Below are 16,691 nucleotides of genomic sequence, written 5' to 3' on the forward strand. Positions count from 1 at the left end.
AAGCCAGCGGTCGCTGGCTTTATTGTATACATCTTTTTCGCTTTACTGCCGATTATCGTTCGCCTGACGCAGCAGCGTGCGGCTCTCGCTCTGGAAACGCTGAGCGTAATCGCCAAACCAGTGTTCGACTTTACGGAAGCTGTCGATAAACGCCTGCTTATCGCCCTGCTCCAGCAGGCCGATCGCTTCGCCGAAACGCTGGTAGTAGCGCTTAATCAGCGCCAGGTTGTTTTCCGATGACATAATAATATCGGCGTACAGCTGCGGATCCTGGGCAAACAGACGGCCTACCATCGCCAGCTCCAGTCGGTAAATGGGCGACGAGAGCGCCAGCAGTTGCTCAAGACGTACATTCTCTTCCGCCAGGTGCAGGCCATAGGCGAAGGTGGCAAAGTGGCGCAGCGCCTGAATAAAGGCCATGTTCTGATCGTGCTCAACGGCGCTGATGCGGTGCAGCCGCGCGCCCCAAACCTGGATTTGTTCGAGGAACCACTGATAGGCCTCCGGCTGGCGGCCATCACAATAGACCACCACCTGCTTCGCCAGGCTGCCGCTGTCCGGACCGAACATCGGGTGCAGGCCAAGAACCGGGCCCTGATGCGCCGCCAGCATCGCCTGCAGCGGCTCCGCTTTCACCGAGGCAAGGTCAACCAGAATGCAATCCGCCGGAAGGGGCGGCAGCCTGGCGATCGTCTCCACGGTGGTGTGAATCGGTACGCTGACGATAACCATGCCGGCATCGGCGACGATATCCGCCGCCCGGGCCCAATCCTCTTTTTCCAGAATACGCACCTGGTAGCCGGACAGCGTTAACATCTTCTCAAACAGACGGCCCATCTGCCCACCGCCGCCGACGATCACCACCGGCCGCAGATTCGGCTGCAGGGTTTTGAAGCCTTTGTCGTTTTCGCTGGAATAGGATTCCCGCATCACGCGACGCAGAACGTCCTCGATCAGATCCGGTGGTACGCCGAGCGCAGCCGCCTCTTCACGTCGGGAGGCGAGCATCGCCGACTCGCGCTCCGGGACGTAAATCGGCAGGCCATACTGGCTCTTCACCTCGCCGACTTCGGCCACCAGCTCCAGACGCTTAGCCAGCAGGCTAAGCAACGCTTTATCCACTTCATCAATTTGATCGCGTAACGCGGTCAGTTCAGCAACCATACTTTCCTCTTAAACCAAACGGGCCGCCAGGTGGCCGCGGAGATACTTATCCAGTTCACGCAGCAGCGCCTCGGTAGTCTCCCAGCTGATGCAGGCATCCGTCACCGAGACGCCGTATTTCATCGCCTCACGCGGCTGTTCAGAGGACTGATTGCCTTCGTGGATATTACTTTCGATCATCAGGCCGATAATGGAGCGGTTGCCATCTTTGATCTGCGCGACCACGGATTCAGCCACGGCCGGCTGGCGGCGGAAATCTTTATTGGAGTTCCCATGACTGCAATCTACCATCAGCGACGGCTTCAGTCCCGCCTGCGCCATCTCTTTTTCGCATTTCGCCACATCTTCCGGACCGTAGTTCGGCGCCTTGCCGCCGCGGAGGATCACATGGCCGTTCGGATTACCCTGCGTTTGCAGCAGGCAGACCTGCCCGGCCTGATTGATGCCGACGAAACGGTGCGGCATCGCCGCGGCGCGCATGGCGTTGATGGCCGTGGCCAGGCTACCATCGGTACCGTTTTTAAAGCCGACCGGCATCGACAGGCCAGAGGCCATTTCGCGGTGCGTTTGTGATTCCGTGGTACGCGCGCCGATAGCGGACCAGCTGAACAGATCCCCGAGGTACTGCGGGCTGTTGGGATCCAGCGCTTCCGTCGCCAGCGGCAGTCCCATATTGACGAGCTCGACCAGCAGACGACGCGCAATCTTCAGGCCGCCTTCAACATCAAACGAACCATCCATGTGCGGATCGTTAATCAGCCCCTTCCAGCCGACGGTGGTACGGGGTTTTTCAAAATAGACGCGCATCACCAGGTAGAGGCTATCGCTGACCTCTGCGGCAAGGGCTTTAAACCGACGAGCATATTCAATCGCAGCTTCCGGATCGTGAATGGAGCAAGGACCACATACCACCAGCAGGCGCGGATCGCGACCGGCGATGATATCCGAAATGGTCTGACGGGCGTGCGCGATCTGCGCTTCCTGCTCGACGTTCAGCGGGAATTCCGCCTTCAGTTGCTCCGGGGTCATTAATACATGTTCGTCGGTAATATGTACGTTGTTCAGCGCGTCTTTTTGCATGATTGCGATCCTGTGTAGCTCGTTTGCGATAAGGGTTGCCTCAGAGGGCATGACGTAACGATACCACACAAAGTAAAGAATTCAATCCATATTCCGTAAATTTTAATTTACACCAACGAATTAATTGCCACTCACAATGGCACGATGCGTATAACAATATTTACACATAGAAAAAACAAGCCAAACTTGCGCACCCACGGTATCGGTACTACGAAAAATCCTGGTGAGAATTGTCCCAAAGCAAAGGGCGCATCTAATGACGGGTTTTATTAACAGTGGTATTCTTCGCCGGGCATCGGCAGCGGCTTTTCCCGCGCTATGGCGACTTTGACGGAAGCGTTAATGACAGTATTACACCGTCTTTTATTGACTGTATTTTTTCTCATNGCGGTATCTCCTGTTTTTGCTGCCGGACCTTCAGAACATGTTCGCGCTATTGTTTCCGGGATCGTGACCTACACCCGTTGGCCGTCATTAACAGGAGCGCCAAAGCTGTGCATTTTTGCCTCATCACGCTTCACCCATAGCCTGGCTCATGAAGATCCGGATGCATTACCCTATCAACCGGTGATAGTACGTAATCGTGAAGAAGCGTTAAAAACGACCTGCGATGGTTTTTATTTTGGCAGCGAATCGCCGACTGAACAGTCAGAACTCACTCGCCGCTATGGCCCGAGGCCGCTGTTACTCATCGCAGAACAAAATACGGATTGTTCAATTGGTAGCGCGTTTTGCCTGATCATCAATGACGACCGGGTCCGCTTCTCCGTTAATCTGGACGTTCTGACGCACAGCGGGGTTCGGGTTAACCCGGACGTCCTGATGCTTGCCCGGAAGAAACCACATGAATAAGGACTTTTCACAGACTCCGCGCCCGACTTTCAAACGCGCGCTCCGTCGCATTAGCGTGATAAGCGTGGTGATCTCCATGACGCTGGTCTGGCTGCTGCTGAGTACAGCCTCAATCTTCACGCTCAAGCAGTACGCGCAGAAAAATCTTGAGCTCACTGCCGCGACCATGGGGCGCAGCCTCGAAGCCGCCCTGGTGTTTGGCGACAGCGCGGCGGCAGAGGAGACCCTCGCGTCGTTGGGCAAGCAAGGGCAGATCTCCCAGGCAATCGTGCTAAACGGCCAGATGCAGCACTTCGCCGCGTGGCGCCATGAACCGCTGGCCAATAAAGAGCAAGTGAGCGGGCTTATCAGTAAATGGCTGTTTCCGGAGCCCACGGTGCAGCCCATCTGGCACCAGGGCAAACAAATCGGCGAGCTGAGATTGACCGCGCTTGATGAACTGATTAGCCACTTTCTCGGTATCTCGATTCTGGTGCTGACCGGCAGCATTCTGCTCGCCTCGTTCATCGCCCTGCTGCTGACCCACTCCCTACACCGGGGGATCGTCGCCGCCCTGCAGAGCATCACTGAGGTCGTGCATGATATACGTGAAAACCGCCACTTCTCCCGGCGGGTGCCGGAGGAGCGTATCGAGGAGTTCCATCTTTTCGCCCAGGACTTTAACAGCCTGCTGGGGGAAATGGAGGACTGGCAGCGCCAACTGCAGGCCAAAAACGCGCAGCTGTTGCGCAGTTCGTTACACGATCCGTTGACCGGCCTGGCTAACCGCGCCGCCTTTCGTAACGCGCTCGCCGAGCTGATGCAGAATGAAGTCGATCATCAAACCTCGGCATTGCTGTTTCTTGATGGCGATAATTTCAAACTGATTAACGACAACTGGGGGCATGCGGCGGGCGATAAAGTGCTGATGGAGGTCGCCAGCCGCCTGATGACTTTTGCCGGTAAACGCCATCTGGCGTGGCGTCTTGGCGGCGATGAGTTTGCCGTTCTGCTGCGCGAGGTGCGCTCGGAAGCAGAAGTGCAGGCCCTGTGCCAGGCGCTAACGGAAAAATTTCTTCCGCCATTCAACCTGCACAACGGTCATAGCGCCACGCTCTCGCTGAGCGTCGGTTATGCCCTGGCGTGGGAGCACGCCACCGCGGAATCACTGCAAGAACTTGCCGATCAGAATATGTATCGGATGAAAAACCAACGTATCCAGCAGACGCTGAAATAATAAAGGACTCATTATGATCAGAAAATATTTCGTCCCCGCCCTGATGGCGGCGGCGCTTTTGACAGGTTGCCAGGCTCCTCAGGGAAAATTTACCCCGGAGCAGGTGGCGGCGATGAAATCTTACGGCTTCACTGAAAGCAATGGCGATTGGTCCCTGGGCTTATCCGATAGCATCCTGTTTGACAAGAATGACTACCGACTACGTCCCGACAGCCGCCAGCAGATCACCACGATGGCCTCGCGGCTGGCGGCTACCGGGATCACCCATAGCCGCCTTGAAGGCCATACCGATAATTATGGTGAAGATAGCTACAATGAAGCCCTGTCGCTTAAGCGGGCCAACAGCGTGGCCGATGCCTGGGCGGAAGGCGCTCATGTCCCACGCAGTAATTTAGTCACCCGCGGCCTTGGCAAAAAATACCCGATCGCCAGCAACGACACGGCGGCCGGGCGCGCCGAAAACCGCCGGGTAACGGTGGTCATCAGCACGCCGTAAATCTTCGCTTAGTCGCTGGACTTCATCATCCTCATTGCCATTGCCGCGCGCCAGCGCAGGTAGTCAACGGCAATGAACAGCAGCAGGCTGGCTCCCATTAACGGCATGGCCAATCCAAGGGCAAACGCCAGCCCAAGCACCAGGCTTCGGGCAGGCCAGGCGAGCGACAGCCACGCCTGCAGCAGCGAATGCGCCGGATCCCAGGCCGCCTGAGGCGGACGGCGGATCCACCATAACCGGTACCCCACCCCGATGGTAACGCACAGCGCGCAGCCAAATCCCACCAGCAGCAGCTGATTCGCCAGACCAAAGAGGATCCCCATATGGAAATCGACGCCCCAGCGGGTGAGCTTCGCCATCAGCGGAAAGTCGGCAAAACGCGTGCGATCCACCACCTGCATTGTGGCGCCATCGATCGCCACCGCGTCCACCTGCGTCGGCCAGCGACGGTCGATCTCATTCACCGTCCAGGCGCGGTCGTCTGACACTGGCGGACGGATCTCCAGCCGGCTGGCGTTCAGCCCCGCCTGACGGGCCGCCGCCAGCGCCTGGTCAAACTGGGCCAGCTGCAGCGCCGGCTGATGCTGGGCCATGGCCATCGTATCCATATGATGTCCGGCGTGGGGATCGTGCGTCATCGGCATCTCGCCATGCAGCTGGGTATTGACCTGCGGCGTCAGCCAGCCGAACGCTGCCCGCATTTTGTCCACATTGCCGCCGGCCCATTGCGACCAGGTCAGGCCGGTGGCGGAGAAGAGCAGCATACCCACCAGTAAGCCCCAGCCCAGCGTCACGTGCAGCCGACGATGGTTCTGCAGGGCGTTATTCAGCCGCCGTTTTGGACGCGTCATCGCCCACAAGGCAATGCCTCCGAGCGCGGCCACCCACATCCAGGAGGCGGCCAGTTCGCTGTATAACCTCCCGCTGTCGCCCAGCAGCAGAGAGCGATGCGCATAATCAATCCACTGGCGCAGCGGCAGGATGCCGCTGGTGCCGTAGACCGTCATATCGCCCTTCACCCGCAGCGCGATCGGATCGACAAAAATAGCCCGGGATTCCGACTCTCCGAGACCCGGATCGGCAAACATAATGCGCGTGGTCTCGCCCAACGCAGGCGCCGGACGCACCGCCAGCAGCCGCAGATTGCCCTGGGTCGCTTCTTCGGCCACCGCAATCTGGGCGCTGAGCGGCTGCGGAGTCCCCTCGGCAAGGCCATGCAGCGCGTCGTGATAGAGCCAGTTTTCCAGCTGCGGCGTCGCCACGTACAACGTACCGGTCAGGGCAGCGACAAAGATAAACGGTCCGATAAACAGACCAATATAGAAATGGAGGCGACGCAGCAGGTTCAGCCATGCCGCGCGCGAGGTGCAGGTTGTCATACTTTTCCTTTTTTAAAGCAAAAGAGGTCGTTGCGCGGTGCGCAGATTGATTTTTATTAAAGGGAAAAAGCAGACAGCCGCGGCGGGGCGCGGGTTTCGGGGTAGAGCCAGGGAAAGTAGTGCCAGTGCTTTAATACCGGGCGAGAAACCGGCAGGCGAATGCGCCGCAGGAGCATGGCGACGAACAGCGCCAGCGCGAAAAGGAGCCCCGGGACATGGGCTAACAGCACGCAATAGCCACACGCTTCGGCATGGTCCAGCGGCATTTCGTGTCCGGTATGCGTAGCGCCGTCTGTGCTGTGCATCATCGCCATCTTGTGCCCGGGCATCTGCGCCATGCTCGCGGACGAGCTATCCATCATCATGGCGTGGTGCATGCCGGGCATGGCGCTTATGGGGTCTTTTTGCAGGGAGACGGAGATCAGGGGGGCCACCACGATCAGCAGGATCGCCAACAGCGCCAGCCAGGCGGCTCGCCGTTTAGGTGTCGTTTGCTGAAAACTGTTACTGACCACCGCCCCTCCGTATAGAGGGCGTATTGTAAATGATTTACATCACGATGGTTACAACAAAGATAAAAAAAGGGCCGGCCCTGAGGCCAGCCCTTTTTGTCAGGATGTCGCGAAAGCGAATCTTAGTTAAGACGCTCTTTGATACGAGCAGACTTACCAGTGCGCTCACGCAGGTAGTACAGTTTAGCTTTACGTACAGCACCACGACGTTTAACAGCAATGCTGTCAACTACCGGAGAGTGAGTCTGGAAGACACGCTCAACGCCTTCGCCGTTGGAAATTTTGCGAACAGTGAATGCAGAGTGCAGACCGCGGTTACGAATAGCGATAACCACGCCCTCGAATGCCTGCAGACGTTTTTTGGAACCTTCAACAACCCATACTTTCACTTCCACGGTATCACCCGGACGGAAGGAAGGTACGTCCTGCTTCATCTGTTCTTGTTCAAGTTGCTTAATAATGTTGCTCATAATTTAATCTCTTATCCTGGGTAAACTGATATTGGGGGCTCACGCCTGCCCATCATGTTTATGCTGCTGTTGCGCGTGTTCAGTTTTGAACTCCGCCAGCAGCTTTGCTTGCTCTTCAGTCAGAGCCAGGTTTTCCAGAAGTTCAGGTCTTCTAAGCCAGGTGCGGCCCAGCGACTGCTTCAGACGCCAGCGACGTATCTCAGCATGGTTTCCCGACAGCAATACTGGCGGTACTTCCATCTCCTCTAACACTTCAGGACGGGTATAGTGGGGGCAATCCAGCAACCCATCAGCAAAGGAATCTTCCGTTGCCGATGCTTCATGGCCCAGTACTCCCGGAATGAACCGGGAAACGGAGTCAATCAGCGTCATTGCCGGTAACTCACCACCGCTGAGAACGTAATCGCCGATTGACCATTCTTCGTCAATTTCGGTTTGGATTACGCGCTCGTCTATCCCTTCGTAGCGACCGCACACCAGAATCAGTTTCTGATTCGTTGCCAGTTCGCTGACGCCCGCTTGATCAAGCTTGCGTCCCTGAGGTGACAGATAAATCACCTTCGCGCCTTCACCTGCCGCGGCTTTTGCTGCATGAATGGCATCCCGTAAGGGTTGCACCATCATTAGCATCCCCGGTCCGCCGCCGTAAGGACGATCGTCCACGGTACGGTGCCGGTCATGCGTGAAGTCGCGAGGACTCCAGCTTTCGATGCTCAGCAGGCCATTTTTTACTGCCCGGCCAGTTACCCCGTAATCGGTAATTGCGCGGAACATTTCAGGAAACAGGCTAATTATGCCAATCCACATAGCGCCGTCTTTTACCGTTTATCCGGAGAATTTAAAAACCAGGATCCCAATCTACTTCGATAGTACGCGTAGTGAGATCGACTTTCTTGATAACCTGCCCATCGAGGAACGGAACCAACCGCTCCTTGATACCAAATGCATCTTTCAGGTTTGCCTTGATGACGAGCACGTCATTCGACCCGGTTTCCATCATATCGATGACTTTACCGAGGCTATAGCCTTCCGTCGTAACTACCTGGCAGCCCATCAGGTCTTTCCAGTAGTAGTCACCCTCTTCCAGCTCCGGCAACTGCGATGAATCCACGATAATTTCGCAATTAGTCAGTAGATTCGCGGCATCACGATCGTCAACGCCTTTCAGCTTGATGATGATGTCCTGATTGTGGTGGCGCCAGCTTTCCAGCTCAACGACCTGCCACTGACCCGCCTTCTGGATTAACCAGGGCTGATAGTCAAAAATGCTTTCGGCGTCTTCGGTGGAGGAAAACACTCTGAGCCAACCACGGATACCGTAGGAAGAACCCATTTTCCCCAATACGATCGGATCAACAGGTGCTTGCGCGGTGTGTTGCTTGCTCATCATGACCACCGTGACAGATTAAGCTGCTTTGTTAGCGGCTTTGATCAGCGCGGCAACGCGATCGGAAACAGTAGCGCCCTGGCCAACCCAGTGAGCGATACGATCCAGATCCAGGCGAGTTTCTTCTTCCGCACCGTTAGCGATCGGGTTGAAGAAACCAACGCGCTCGATGAAGCGACCGTTGCGTGCATTACGGCTGTCGGTGACAACAACCTGGTAGAACGGACGCTTTTTAGCGCCGTGACGTGCTAAACGAATAGTTACCATAACATCCTCTTGTGTGAATAAAACAACCGGGCCCCATCGAGGAACGGAGCCCGGTGTCATATTAAAAGCCCGAAAATTTTACTGATTTCTGGGGAAAATGCAATCAGCAGTTGATAAGTCTGCTGTAAAAGGCCGTCGGCGGTGCAGCCAGTTTAGTACCAGCGTGTGCGCAACCACTGGAACGTACAGGTAGTACGTGAGGATGGCGAGCACACCCCGGCGCTAAAATGGCAAACAAGATAACCTTATGCCCTTGTTTTTAACGACCCGGGAAGCCTGGCGGCATCATCCCTTTCATCCCGCGCATCATCTTCATCATGCCGCCTTTCGACTTCATCTTCTTCATCATGCGCTGCATGTCGTCGAACTGCTTGAGCAGACGGTTCACATCCTGCACCTGCATGCCGCAGCCGGCGGCGATACGGCGCTTACGTGAACCTTTGATGATTTCCGGCTTAGCGCGCTCTTTCAGGGTCATCGAGTTGATGATCGCTTCCATACGCACCAGCACTTTGTCGTCCATCTGCGCTTTCACGTTGTCCGGGATCTGCCCCATGCCCGGCAGCTTGCCCATCAGGCTGGCCATGCCGCCCATGTTTTTCATCTGGCGCAGCTGCTCAAGGAAGTCGGTGAGGTCGAAACCGTCGCCTTTCTTCAGCTTGGAGGCCAGCTTCTCGGCCTGCGCGCGGTCAACCTTGCTCTCGATATCTTCGATCAGCGACAGCACGTCGCCCATGCCGAGGATACGGGAAGCGACGCGGTCCGGATGGAACGGCTCCAGCGCTTCGGTTTTCTCGCCGACGCCGAGGAATTTAATCGGCTTGCCGGTAATATGGCGAATCGACAGCGCCGCGCCGCCGCGGGCGTCGCCGTCCACTTTGGTCAGCACCACGCCGGTCAGCGGCAGCGCTTCGTTAAAGGCCTTCGCGGTATTCGCCGCATCCTGACCGGTCATCGCATCGACGACGAACAGGGTTTCAACCGGGTTAATGGCGGCGTGGACGTGCTTGATTTCGTCCATCATCGCTTCGTCAACGTGCAGACGACCGGCGGTATCCACCAGCAGCACGTCGTAGAATTTGAGTTTCGCTTCTTTCAGCGCCGCGTTGACGATATCAACCGGCTTCTGCCCGACATCAGACGGGAAGAAATCGACGCCGACCTGCTCGGCCAGGGTTTCCAGCTGTTTGATCGCCGCCGGGCGGTAAACGTCCGCGGAAACGACCAGCACTTTCTTCTTGTGCTTCTCGCGCAGGAATTTCCCCAGCTTACCGACGCTGGTGGTTTTACCAGCACCTTGCAGGCCAGCCATCAGCACCACGGCTGGCGGCTGCGCGGCCAGGTCGAGAGTCTGGTTCTCTTCGCCCATCGCCGCCACCAGCTCGTTGCGGACGATTTTGACGAACTCCTGACCCGGGGTCAGGCTTTTATTGACTTCATGGCCGACCGCGCTCTCTTTGACGCGGCTGATGAAATCACGGACCACCGGAAGCGCAACGTCCGCTTCCAGCAGCGCCATGCGCACTTCGCGCAGGGTGTCTTTAATATTGTCTTCTGTAAGGCGTCCGCGGCCGCTAATGTTGCGCAGCGTACGCGACAAACGATCGGTTAAATTATCAAACATTGTCTCTCGCCTGAGGTGGAAACGGTCGGTCGCCGCAGCGACACACAAAACGAATGTGGCGGAGTATAACACGACATCAATCTGAATGTGCTGCAACGGTTGGAGCAGAGGCCTGCTAACGTTATACTGCTTCTCTTTCTTATTTAGCCAACAGCCGACACCTATGCCTGTTTTTGCTCTACTCGCCCTTGTCGCCTACTCCGTCAGCCTCGCGCTGATTATCCCCGGCTTGCTGCAAAAAAACAGCAGCTGGCGGCGAATGGCGATTTTATCTGCGACTATCGCCTTAATCTGCCATGCTTTTGCGCTGGAAGCACGGATATTCCCCGGCGGCGAGAGCGGGCAAAATCTCAGCTTACTGAACGTCGGGTCGCTGGTCAGCCTGATGATCTGTACGGTGATGACTATCGTGGCCTCGCGCAATCGCGGCTGGCTGCTGCTGCCTATCGTCTATGCCTTCGCGCTGATCAACCTGGCCTTCGCCACATTCGTGCCTAACGAATATATCACCCACCTGGAAACCACCCCGGGGATGCTGGTGCATATCGGCCTGTCGCTCTTCTCGTACGCCACGCTGATCATTGCCGCGCTGTATGCGTTGCAGCTGGCGTGGATCGACTACCAGCTCAAGAATAAAAAGCTGGCCTTCAGCAGCGAAATGCCGCCGCTGATGAGCATTGAGCGCAAAATGTTCCACATCACCCAGGTCGGCGTGGTGCTGCTGACCCTGACGCTGTGCAGCGGCCTGTTCTACATGCACAATCTGTTCAGCAGCGAAAATATCGATAAAGCGGTGCTGTCGATTATTGCGTGGTTCGTCTATATCGTCCTGCTGTGGGGGCACTATCATGAAGGGTGGCGCGGACGTCGTGTGGTCTGGTTCAGCGTCGCTGGCGCCGGTCTGCTGACGCTGGCCTATTTTGGTAGCCGCGTGCTGCAGCAGTTCGTGAGCTAAGTCTTTTAAGGAATCCTACGTGGAACATATCTCCACCACCACGCTGATCATAACGCTGATCGTCATGGTGATTATCTCTGCCTATTTCTCCGGTTCCGAAACCGGCATGATGACGCTGAACCGCTACCGGTTGCGCCACATGGCGAAACAAGGCAACCGCCCCGCCAAGCGCGTGGAGAAGCTGCTGCGCAAGCCGGACCGCCTGATTAGCCTTGTGCTGATCGGCAATAACCTTGTCAACATTCTCGCCTCGGCGCTGGGCACCATCGTCGGCATGCGCCTGTACGGCGACGCCGGCGTCGCGATCGCCACCGGCGTACTTACCTTTGTGGTGCTGGTATTTGCCGAAGTGCTGCCGAAGACCATCGCCGCCCTCTATCCGGAAAAGGTCGCCTACCCCAGCAGCTTCCTGTTGGCGCCCCTGCAGGTGCTGATGATGCCGCTGGTGTGGCTGCTGAATACCATCACCCGCATACTGATGCGCATGATGGGCATCCGCACCGATACCGTCATCAGCAGCGCCCTGAGCAAAGATGAACTGCGCACGATTGTGAATGAATCCCGTTCACAAATCTCACGACGCAATCAGGATATGCTGCTGTCGGTGCTGGACCTGGAGAAGGTCAGCGTTAACGACATCATGGTGCCGCGCAATGAGATTGTCGGCATCGACATCAATGATGACTGGAAATCTATCGTCCGCCAACTGACCCACTCCCCGCATGGCCGCATCGTGCTCTACCGCGATTCGCTGGACGATGCCATCAGCATGCTGCGCGTTCGTGAAGCCTACCGTCTGATGACGGAGAAGAAAGAGTTCACAAAAGAGATCATGCTGCGGGCGGCAGATGAGATCTACTTTGTGCCGGAAGGCACGCCGCTCAGCACCCAGCTGGTGAAATTTCAGCGCAATAAAAAGAAAGTCGGTCTGGTGGTCGATGAATACGGCGATATTCAGGGGCTGGTCACCGTCGAAGATATTCTTGAAGAGATTGTCGGCGACTTCACCACCTCCATGTCACCCACCCTGGCGGAGGAAGTGACCCCGCTTAACGACGGCACGGTGATTATCGACGGCAGCGCCAACGTTCGCGAAATCAACAAAGCGTTTAACTGGCACCTGCCGGAAGATGAAGCGCGCACCGTCAACGGTATTATCCTCGAAGCGCTGGAAGAGATCCCGGTCCCAGGCACCCGCGTGCGCATTGAGCAGTACGATATAGATATCCTCGACGTGCAGGACAACATGATCAAACAGGTGAAAGTGATGCCGGTGAAATCATTACGCGAGAGCATCGCGGAGTAGCGCGAGCGAAGGAATTAATATCACGGTGGGCTGCGGCCCGCCGTTTTTTTATCTCGCGCCAGCAGCGATGACACAAAAAACGGCCGCCCGCAGGCAGCCGTTGAGCAAGGCAGCAAGCGTTATTTCGCTTTCGCTACCGTCACCATCGCGGCGCGAATAGTACGGCCGTTCAGGGTATAACCTTTCTGCATCACGGCCAGCACGTTGCCCGCCGCCACATCTTCAGACTCGACCATCGCAATGGCCTGGTGGACGTTCGGATCCAGCGGAACGTTGGTGTCGGCGATCACTTCCACGCCGAACTTACGCACTACGTCCAGCATAGATTTCAGGGTCAGTTCGATCCCCTCCACCATCGGCGCCAGCTCCGGGTTAGCCTTGTCAGCCACTTCCAGCGCGCGGTCCAGGCTGTCGATCACCGGCAGCAGTTCATTGACGAATTTTTCCAGCGCGAATTTGTGCGCTTTCTCGATATCCTGCTCGGTACGACGACGCAGGTTATCTTCGTCGGCTTTGGCACGCAGCATCACTTCACGTTCACGTTTCTGCGCTTCAGCCAGCTGGGCTTCCAGATTCGCAATTTTTTCATCGCGCGGATCCACCTGCTCAGCCGAAACTTCAGGCTCTACCGCCTCAACGTCGTCGTGCTGCTCCGTGATAATTTCTTCCGGGGCTTGCCCCTCAGGCGTTTTCTGTTCTTTACTACTCATGAATTTCTCCGCGTTTTTTTCGCATTCATCTCGCTAACTTCGCTTATTATGGGGATCAGTTTCCGGGTTTCAAGGGAAGCGGACAGATTGTCACTATTTCATTTAACGCAAGGACATCCAGATCATGAAGAACCATTTCAAGTGTATCGGCATTGTGGGACATCCTCGTCACCCCACCGCCCTGACCACACATGAAATGCTCTGGCGCTGGCTGTGCAGCAAAGGGTATGAAGTGCTGGTTGAACAGCAGATCGCCCATGAACTTCAGCTCAGCAACGTGAAAACCGGCACGCTGGCGGAGATTGGCCAACAGGCCGACCTCGCGGTGGTGGTGGGCGGCGACGGCAATATGCTCGGCGCGGCGCGGACCCTGGCCCGTTACGACATTAACGTCATCGGCATTAACCGCGGTAACCTCGGCTTTCTCACCGATCTTGACCCGGACAACGCCCTGCAGCAGCTCGCCGACGTGCTGGAAGGCCACTACATCGCCGAGAAACGCTTTCTGCTGGAGGCCCAGGTGTGTCAGCAGGATTGCCAGAAACGTATCAGCACCGCCATCAACGAAGTGGTGCTGCACCCCGGCAAAGTGGCGCATATGATTGAGTTCGAAGTCTATATCGACGAAGTCTTTGCGTTCTCTCAGCGATCCGATGGCCTGATTATCTCCACTCCGACCGGCTCCACCGCCTATTCGCTGTCGGCCGGCGGCCCAATCCTTACGCCGTCGCTGGACGCCATCACCCTGGTGCCGATGTTCCCGCACACCCTTTCAGCGCGACCGCTGGTGATCAACGGCGACAGCACCATCCGCCTGCGCTTCTCTCACCGCTGCAGCGATCTGGAGATCAGCTGCGACAGCCAGATTGCCCTGCCGATCCAGGATGGCGAAGATGTCCTCATTCGCCGCTGTGATTATCACCTCAATCTGATTCACCCTAAAGATTACAGCTATTTCAATACATTAAGCACCAAGCTCGGCTGGTCGAAAAAATTGTTCTGATTTTCACGGCTGCCTCTTTACTGGATAAAAAACCAGTCTATACTGTACGAAAACACAGTATTGGTTTTTCATACAGGAAGGCAGCTATGTTGGCGCAACTCACCATCAGTAATTTTGCTATCGTTCGTGAACTGGAAATTGATTTCCACAGCGGCATGACCGCCATCACCGGGGAAACCGGCGCCGGGAAATCCATTGCCATCGACGCGCTGGGGCTGTGCCTGGGCGGCAGAGCGGAAGCCGACATGGTGCGTCGCGGCGCCACCCGTGCCGACCTGTGCGCGCGCTTCGCGCTGAAAGATACCCCTGCCGCCCAGCGCTGGCTGGAAGAGAATCAGCTGGAGAGCGGGCGTGAGTGTTTACTTCGCCGGGTGATCAGCGCCGACGGCCGCTCGCGCGGCTTCATCAACGGCACCGCCGTCCCGCTCTCGCAGCTGCGCGAGCTGGGCCAGCTGCTGATCCAGATCCACGGCCAGCATGCCCACCAGCTGCTGACCAAACCCGAACACCAAAAAACGCTGCTCGACGGCTATACCGGTGAGTATGCGCTTACTCAGCGTATGGCCGAGCACTATCGCCAGTGGCACCAGAGCTGCCGCGAGTTGGCCCAGCATCAGCAGCAGAGCCAGGAGCGCGCCGCCCGCGCCGATCTGCTGCAGTATCAGCTTAAAGAGCTGAACGAATTTAACCCGCTGCCGGGAGAATTCGAGCAGATTGACGAAGAGTACAAGCGCCTGGCCAACAGCGGCCAGCTGCTCAGCACCTGCCAGCACGCCCTTACGGTACTGGCGGACGGCGAAGAGGCCAATCTGCAGAGCCAGCTTTATACCGCGAAGCAGCTGGTCAGCGAGCTGGTGGGCATGGACAGCAAGCTTTCCGGCGTCCTGGATATGCTGGAAGAGGCGGCCATTCAGCTCAGCGAGGCCAGCGACGAGTTGCGCCACTACCATGACCGTCTGGATCTCGATCCGAACCGTCTGTTTGAACTTGAGCAACGAATTTCCCGACAAATCGCGCTGGCGCGTAAACATCAGGTGATGCCGGAAGAGCTACCGGCGGTTTATCAGGCGATGCTGGAAGAGCAGCGCCTGCTGGACGACAGCGCCGGCTCGCTGGAATCACTCAGCCAGCAGGTGGTCGAACATCATCAGCTGGCGCTGGAGACCGCGCGCCAGCTGCATGCCCTGCGCCAGGCCAGCGCCGACGAGCTGACCCAGCTTATCACCGAAAGTATGCACTCACTTTCGATGCCGCACGGGGTCTTCGCGATTGAGGTCGCGTTCGATGAACGCCATCTCACCGCCGACGGCGCCGACCATATTGAGTTCCGCGTCACCACTAACCCCGGTCAGCCGCTGCAGCCAATCGCCAAAGTGGCCTCCGGCGGCGAACTGTCGCGCATTGCGCTGGCGATTCAGGTGATCACCGCGCGTAAAATGGAAACCCCGGCGCTCATCTTCGACGAAGTGGACGTCGGCATCAGCGGCCCGACCGCTGCGGTGGTCGGCAAGCTGCTGCGCCAGCTGGGCGAGTCCACGCAGGTGATGTGCGTGACCCACCTGCCGCAGGTCGCAGGCTGCGGCCACCATCATTTCTTTGTCTGCAAAGAGACCGATGGCGAGATGACCGAAACCCATATGCAGCCGCTGGATAAACGTGCTCGCTTGCAGGAGCTGGCCCGTCTGCTGGGCGGCAGCGAAGTCACGCGCAACACCCTGGCGAACGCGAAAGAGTTGCTTGCAGCGTAAACTTTTTGATTTTCACAGGGTCATAGTGAACAGCAAATTGCCTGCTGACCTGCAGCCGGAGGTTTCCAACGGCGCGAAGGTCTATTATTATCGGCATATTACAGATGAGCCACGTACTGCTCGGGCCCAAAAAGGAATCAAATCACTATGCGCTGTAAAACGCTGACTGCTGCCGCAGCGGTTCTTCTTATGTTGACCGCAGGCTGTTCCACTCTGGAACGAGTGGTTTACCGTCCTGACATCAACCAGGGTAACTATCTGGCACCAAACGATGTAGCAAAAATTCGTGTCGGTATGACGCAACAGCAGGTAGCTTATGCTCTGGGGACGCCAATGATGACGGATCCGTTCGGCACCAATACCTGGTTCTATGTCTTCCGTCAGGAGCCGGGCCACCAGAAAGTGACTCAGCAGACCCTAACCCTGACCTTCAACAGCGGCGGTGTGTTGACTAACATTGATAACAAGCCTGCGCTGACCAGTCAGTAAGGCCCGGAAAAGCAAAAAGCGCTCGATGAGCGC

Annotated in this window: 18 protein-coding genes; 8 read left to right on the top strand and 10 right to left on the bottom strand. The window is 57.0% G+C overall.

Going from position 1 to position 16,691, the window contains the following annotated elements:
• Nucleotides 1-42 precede the first annotated feature (42 nt).
• Complete coding sequence (tyrA, locus tag VZP09_RS14800; protein ID WP_014907099.1) at nucleotides 43-1,164, bottom strand: bifunctional chorismate mutase/prephenate dehydrogenase; 1,122 nt, start codon at nucleotides 1,162-1,164, stop codon at nucleotides 43-45.
• A 9-nt stretch (nucleotides 1,165-1,173) separates the two neighbouring features.
• Nucleotides 1,174-2,244 (bottom strand): 3-deoxy-7-phosphoheptulonate synthase AroF, encoded by a 1,071-nt coding sequence (gene aroF, locus VZP09_RS14805; protein WP_328795244.1) that lies wholly within the window; start codon nucleotides 2,242-2,244, stop codon nucleotides 1,174-1,176.
• A 342-nt stretch (nucleotides 2,245-2,586) separates the two neighbouring features.
• Here aroF and VZP09_RS14810 point away from each other — a divergent pair, with 342 nt between their 5' ends.
• From VZP09_RS14810 to VZP09_RS14820, 3 genes are read left to right on the top strand one after another with little or no spacing between them, the layout of a single operon-like run.
• Nucleotides 2,587-3,096 carry a YfiR family protein gene (locus tag VZP09_RS14810; RefSeq protein WP_328795245.1) on the top strand — a complete coding sequence of 170 codons (510 nt, stop codon included), beginning with the start codon at nucleotides 2,587-2,589 and terminating at the stop codon, nucleotides 3,094-3,096.
• Nucleotides 3,089-4,312, top strand: coding sequence for a diguanylate cyclase DgcN (gene dgcN, locus VZP09_RS14815; protein ID WP_004180950.1), 1,224 nt, complete (start codon nucleotides 3,089-3,091; stop codon nucleotides 4,310-4,312). The genes VZP09_RS14810 and dgcN overlap by 8 nt, the downstream gene beginning before the upstream one ends.
• A gap of 13 nt (nucleotides 4,313-4,325) precedes the next feature.
• Nucleotides 4,326-4,808, top strand: a complete 483-nt coding sequence (locus tag VZP09_RS14820) for an OmpA family protein (RefSeq protein ID WP_004145671.1) — start codon at nucleotides 4,326-4,328, stop codon at nucleotides 4,806-4,808.
• 8 nt (nucleotides 4,809-4,816) lie between these two features.
• Here VZP09_RS14820 and VZP09_RS14825 read toward each other — a convergent pair whose 3' ends face one another.
• The 7 genes from VZP09_RS14825 to ffh all read right to left on the bottom strand — a co-directional run bounded on the left by VZP09_RS14825 (nucleotide 4,817) and on the right by ffh (nucleotide 10,447).
• A complete protein-coding gene (locus VZP09_RS14825; protein ID WP_040219143.1) occupies nucleotides 4,817-6,187 on the bottom strand; it encodes a PepSY-associated TM helix domain-containing protein in 1,371 nt (456 codons plus the stop codon).
• Between the two features lie 56 nt (nucleotides 6,188-6,243).
• Nucleotides 6,244-6,702: a DUF2946 domain-containing protein gene (locus VZP09_RS14830; protein WP_210780237.1), complete on the bottom strand. Its 459-nt coding sequence runs from the start codon at nucleotides 6,700-6,702 to the stop codon at nucleotides 6,244-6,246.
• 119 nt (nucleotides 6,703-6,821) lie between these two features.
• Nucleotides 6,822-7,169 carry a 50S ribosomal protein L19 gene (gene rplS, locus VZP09_RS14835; RefSeq protein WP_002914145.1) on the bottom strand — a complete coding sequence of 116 codons (348 nt, stop codon included), beginning with the start codon at nucleotides 7,167-7,169 and terminating at the stop codon, nucleotides 6,822-6,824.
• 39 nt (nucleotides 7,170-7,208) lie between these two features.
• Nucleotides 7,209-7,976 (bottom strand): tRNA (guanosine(37)-N1)-methyltransferase TrmD, encoded by a 768-nt coding sequence (gene trmD / locus VZP09_RS14840; protein ID WP_002914147.1) that lies wholly within the window; start codon nucleotides 7,974-7,976, stop codon nucleotides 7,209-7,211.
• A 31-nt stretch (nucleotides 7,977-8,007) separates the two neighbouring features.
• The gene (rimM, locus tag VZP09_RS14845) at nucleotides 8,008-8,556 is read right to left on the bottom strand and encodes a ribosome maturation factor RimM (RefSeq protein ID WP_004150977.1); all 549 of its coding nucleotides are present in this window, start codon (nucleotides 8,554-8,556) and stop codon (nucleotides 8,008-8,010) included.
• A gap of 18 nt (nucleotides 8,557-8,574) precedes the next feature.
• Nucleotides 8,575-8,823: a 30S ribosomal protein S16 gene (gene rpsP / locus VZP09_RS14850; protein ID WP_002914149.1), complete on the bottom strand. Its 249-nt coding sequence runs from the start codon at nucleotides 8,821-8,823 to the stop codon at nucleotides 8,575-8,577.
• Nucleotides 8,824-9,082: 259 nt separating this feature from the next.
• On the bottom strand, nucleotides 9,083-10,447 hold the full coding sequence (gene ffh, locus VZP09_RS14855) for a signal recognition particle protein (protein WP_002914152.1): 1,365 nt from the start codon (nucleotides 10,445-10,447) through the stop codon (nucleotides 9,083-9,085).
• A 163-nt stretch (nucleotides 10,448-10,610) separates the two neighbouring features.
• Here ffh and VZP09_RS14860 point away from each other — a divergent pair, with 163 nt between their 5' ends.
• Nucleotides 10,611-11,402, top strand: coding sequence for a cytochrome C assembly family protein (locus VZP09_RS14860; RefSeq protein WP_002914153.1), 792 nt, complete (start codon nucleotides 10,611-10,613; stop codon nucleotides 11,400-11,402).
• A gap of 19 nt (nucleotides 11,403-11,421) precedes the next feature.
• Nucleotides 11,422-12,708 (top strand): HlyC/CorC family transporter, encoded by a 1,287-nt coding sequence (locus VZP09_RS14865; RefSeq protein ID WP_032415392.1) that lies wholly within the window; start codon nucleotides 11,422-11,424, stop codon nucleotides 12,706-12,708.
• A 119-nt stretch (nucleotides 12,709-12,827) separates the two neighbouring features.
• Here VZP09_RS14865 and grpE read toward each other — a convergent pair whose 3' ends face one another.
• A complete protein-coding gene (grpE, locus tag VZP09_RS14870; protein WP_004174800.1) occupies nucleotides 12,828-13,418 on the bottom strand; it encodes a nucleotide exchange factor GrpE in 591 nt (196 codons plus the stop codon).
• Between the two features lie 124 nt (nucleotides 13,419-13,542).
• Between grpE and nadK the strand changes: the two genes are divergently transcribed.
• The 3 genes from nadK (at nucleotide 13,543) to bamE (ending at nucleotide 16,658) form a co-directional block, all read left to right on the top strand.
• Nucleotides 13,543-14,421 (top strand): NAD(+) kinase, encoded by an 879-nt coding sequence (gene nadK / locus VZP09_RS14875; protein ID WP_002914158.1) that lies wholly within the window; start codon nucleotides 13,543-13,545, stop codon nucleotides 14,419-14,421.
• A gap of 86 nt (nucleotides 14,422-14,507) precedes the next feature.
• Complete coding sequence (gene recN / locus VZP09_RS14880; protein ID WP_004174799.1) at nucleotides 14,508-16,169, top strand: DNA repair protein RecN; 1,662 nt, start codon at nucleotides 14,508-14,510, stop codon at nucleotides 16,167-16,169.
• Nucleotides 16,170-16,316: 147 nt separating this feature from the next.
• Entirely contained in the window at nucleotides 16,317-16,658 is a 342-nt protein-coding gene (gene bamE / locus VZP09_RS14885; protein ID WP_002914160.1) for an outer membrane protein assembly factor BamE, read from the top strand.
• The last annotated feature ends 33 nt before the right edge of the window (nucleotides 16,659-16,691 follow it).

The organism is Klebsiella sp. EMBS2024 (genome assembly GCF_036233805.1).
GTDB lineage: Bacteria > Pseudomonadota > Gammaproteobacteria > Enterobacterales > Enterobacteriaceae > Klebsiella > Klebsiella pneumoniae.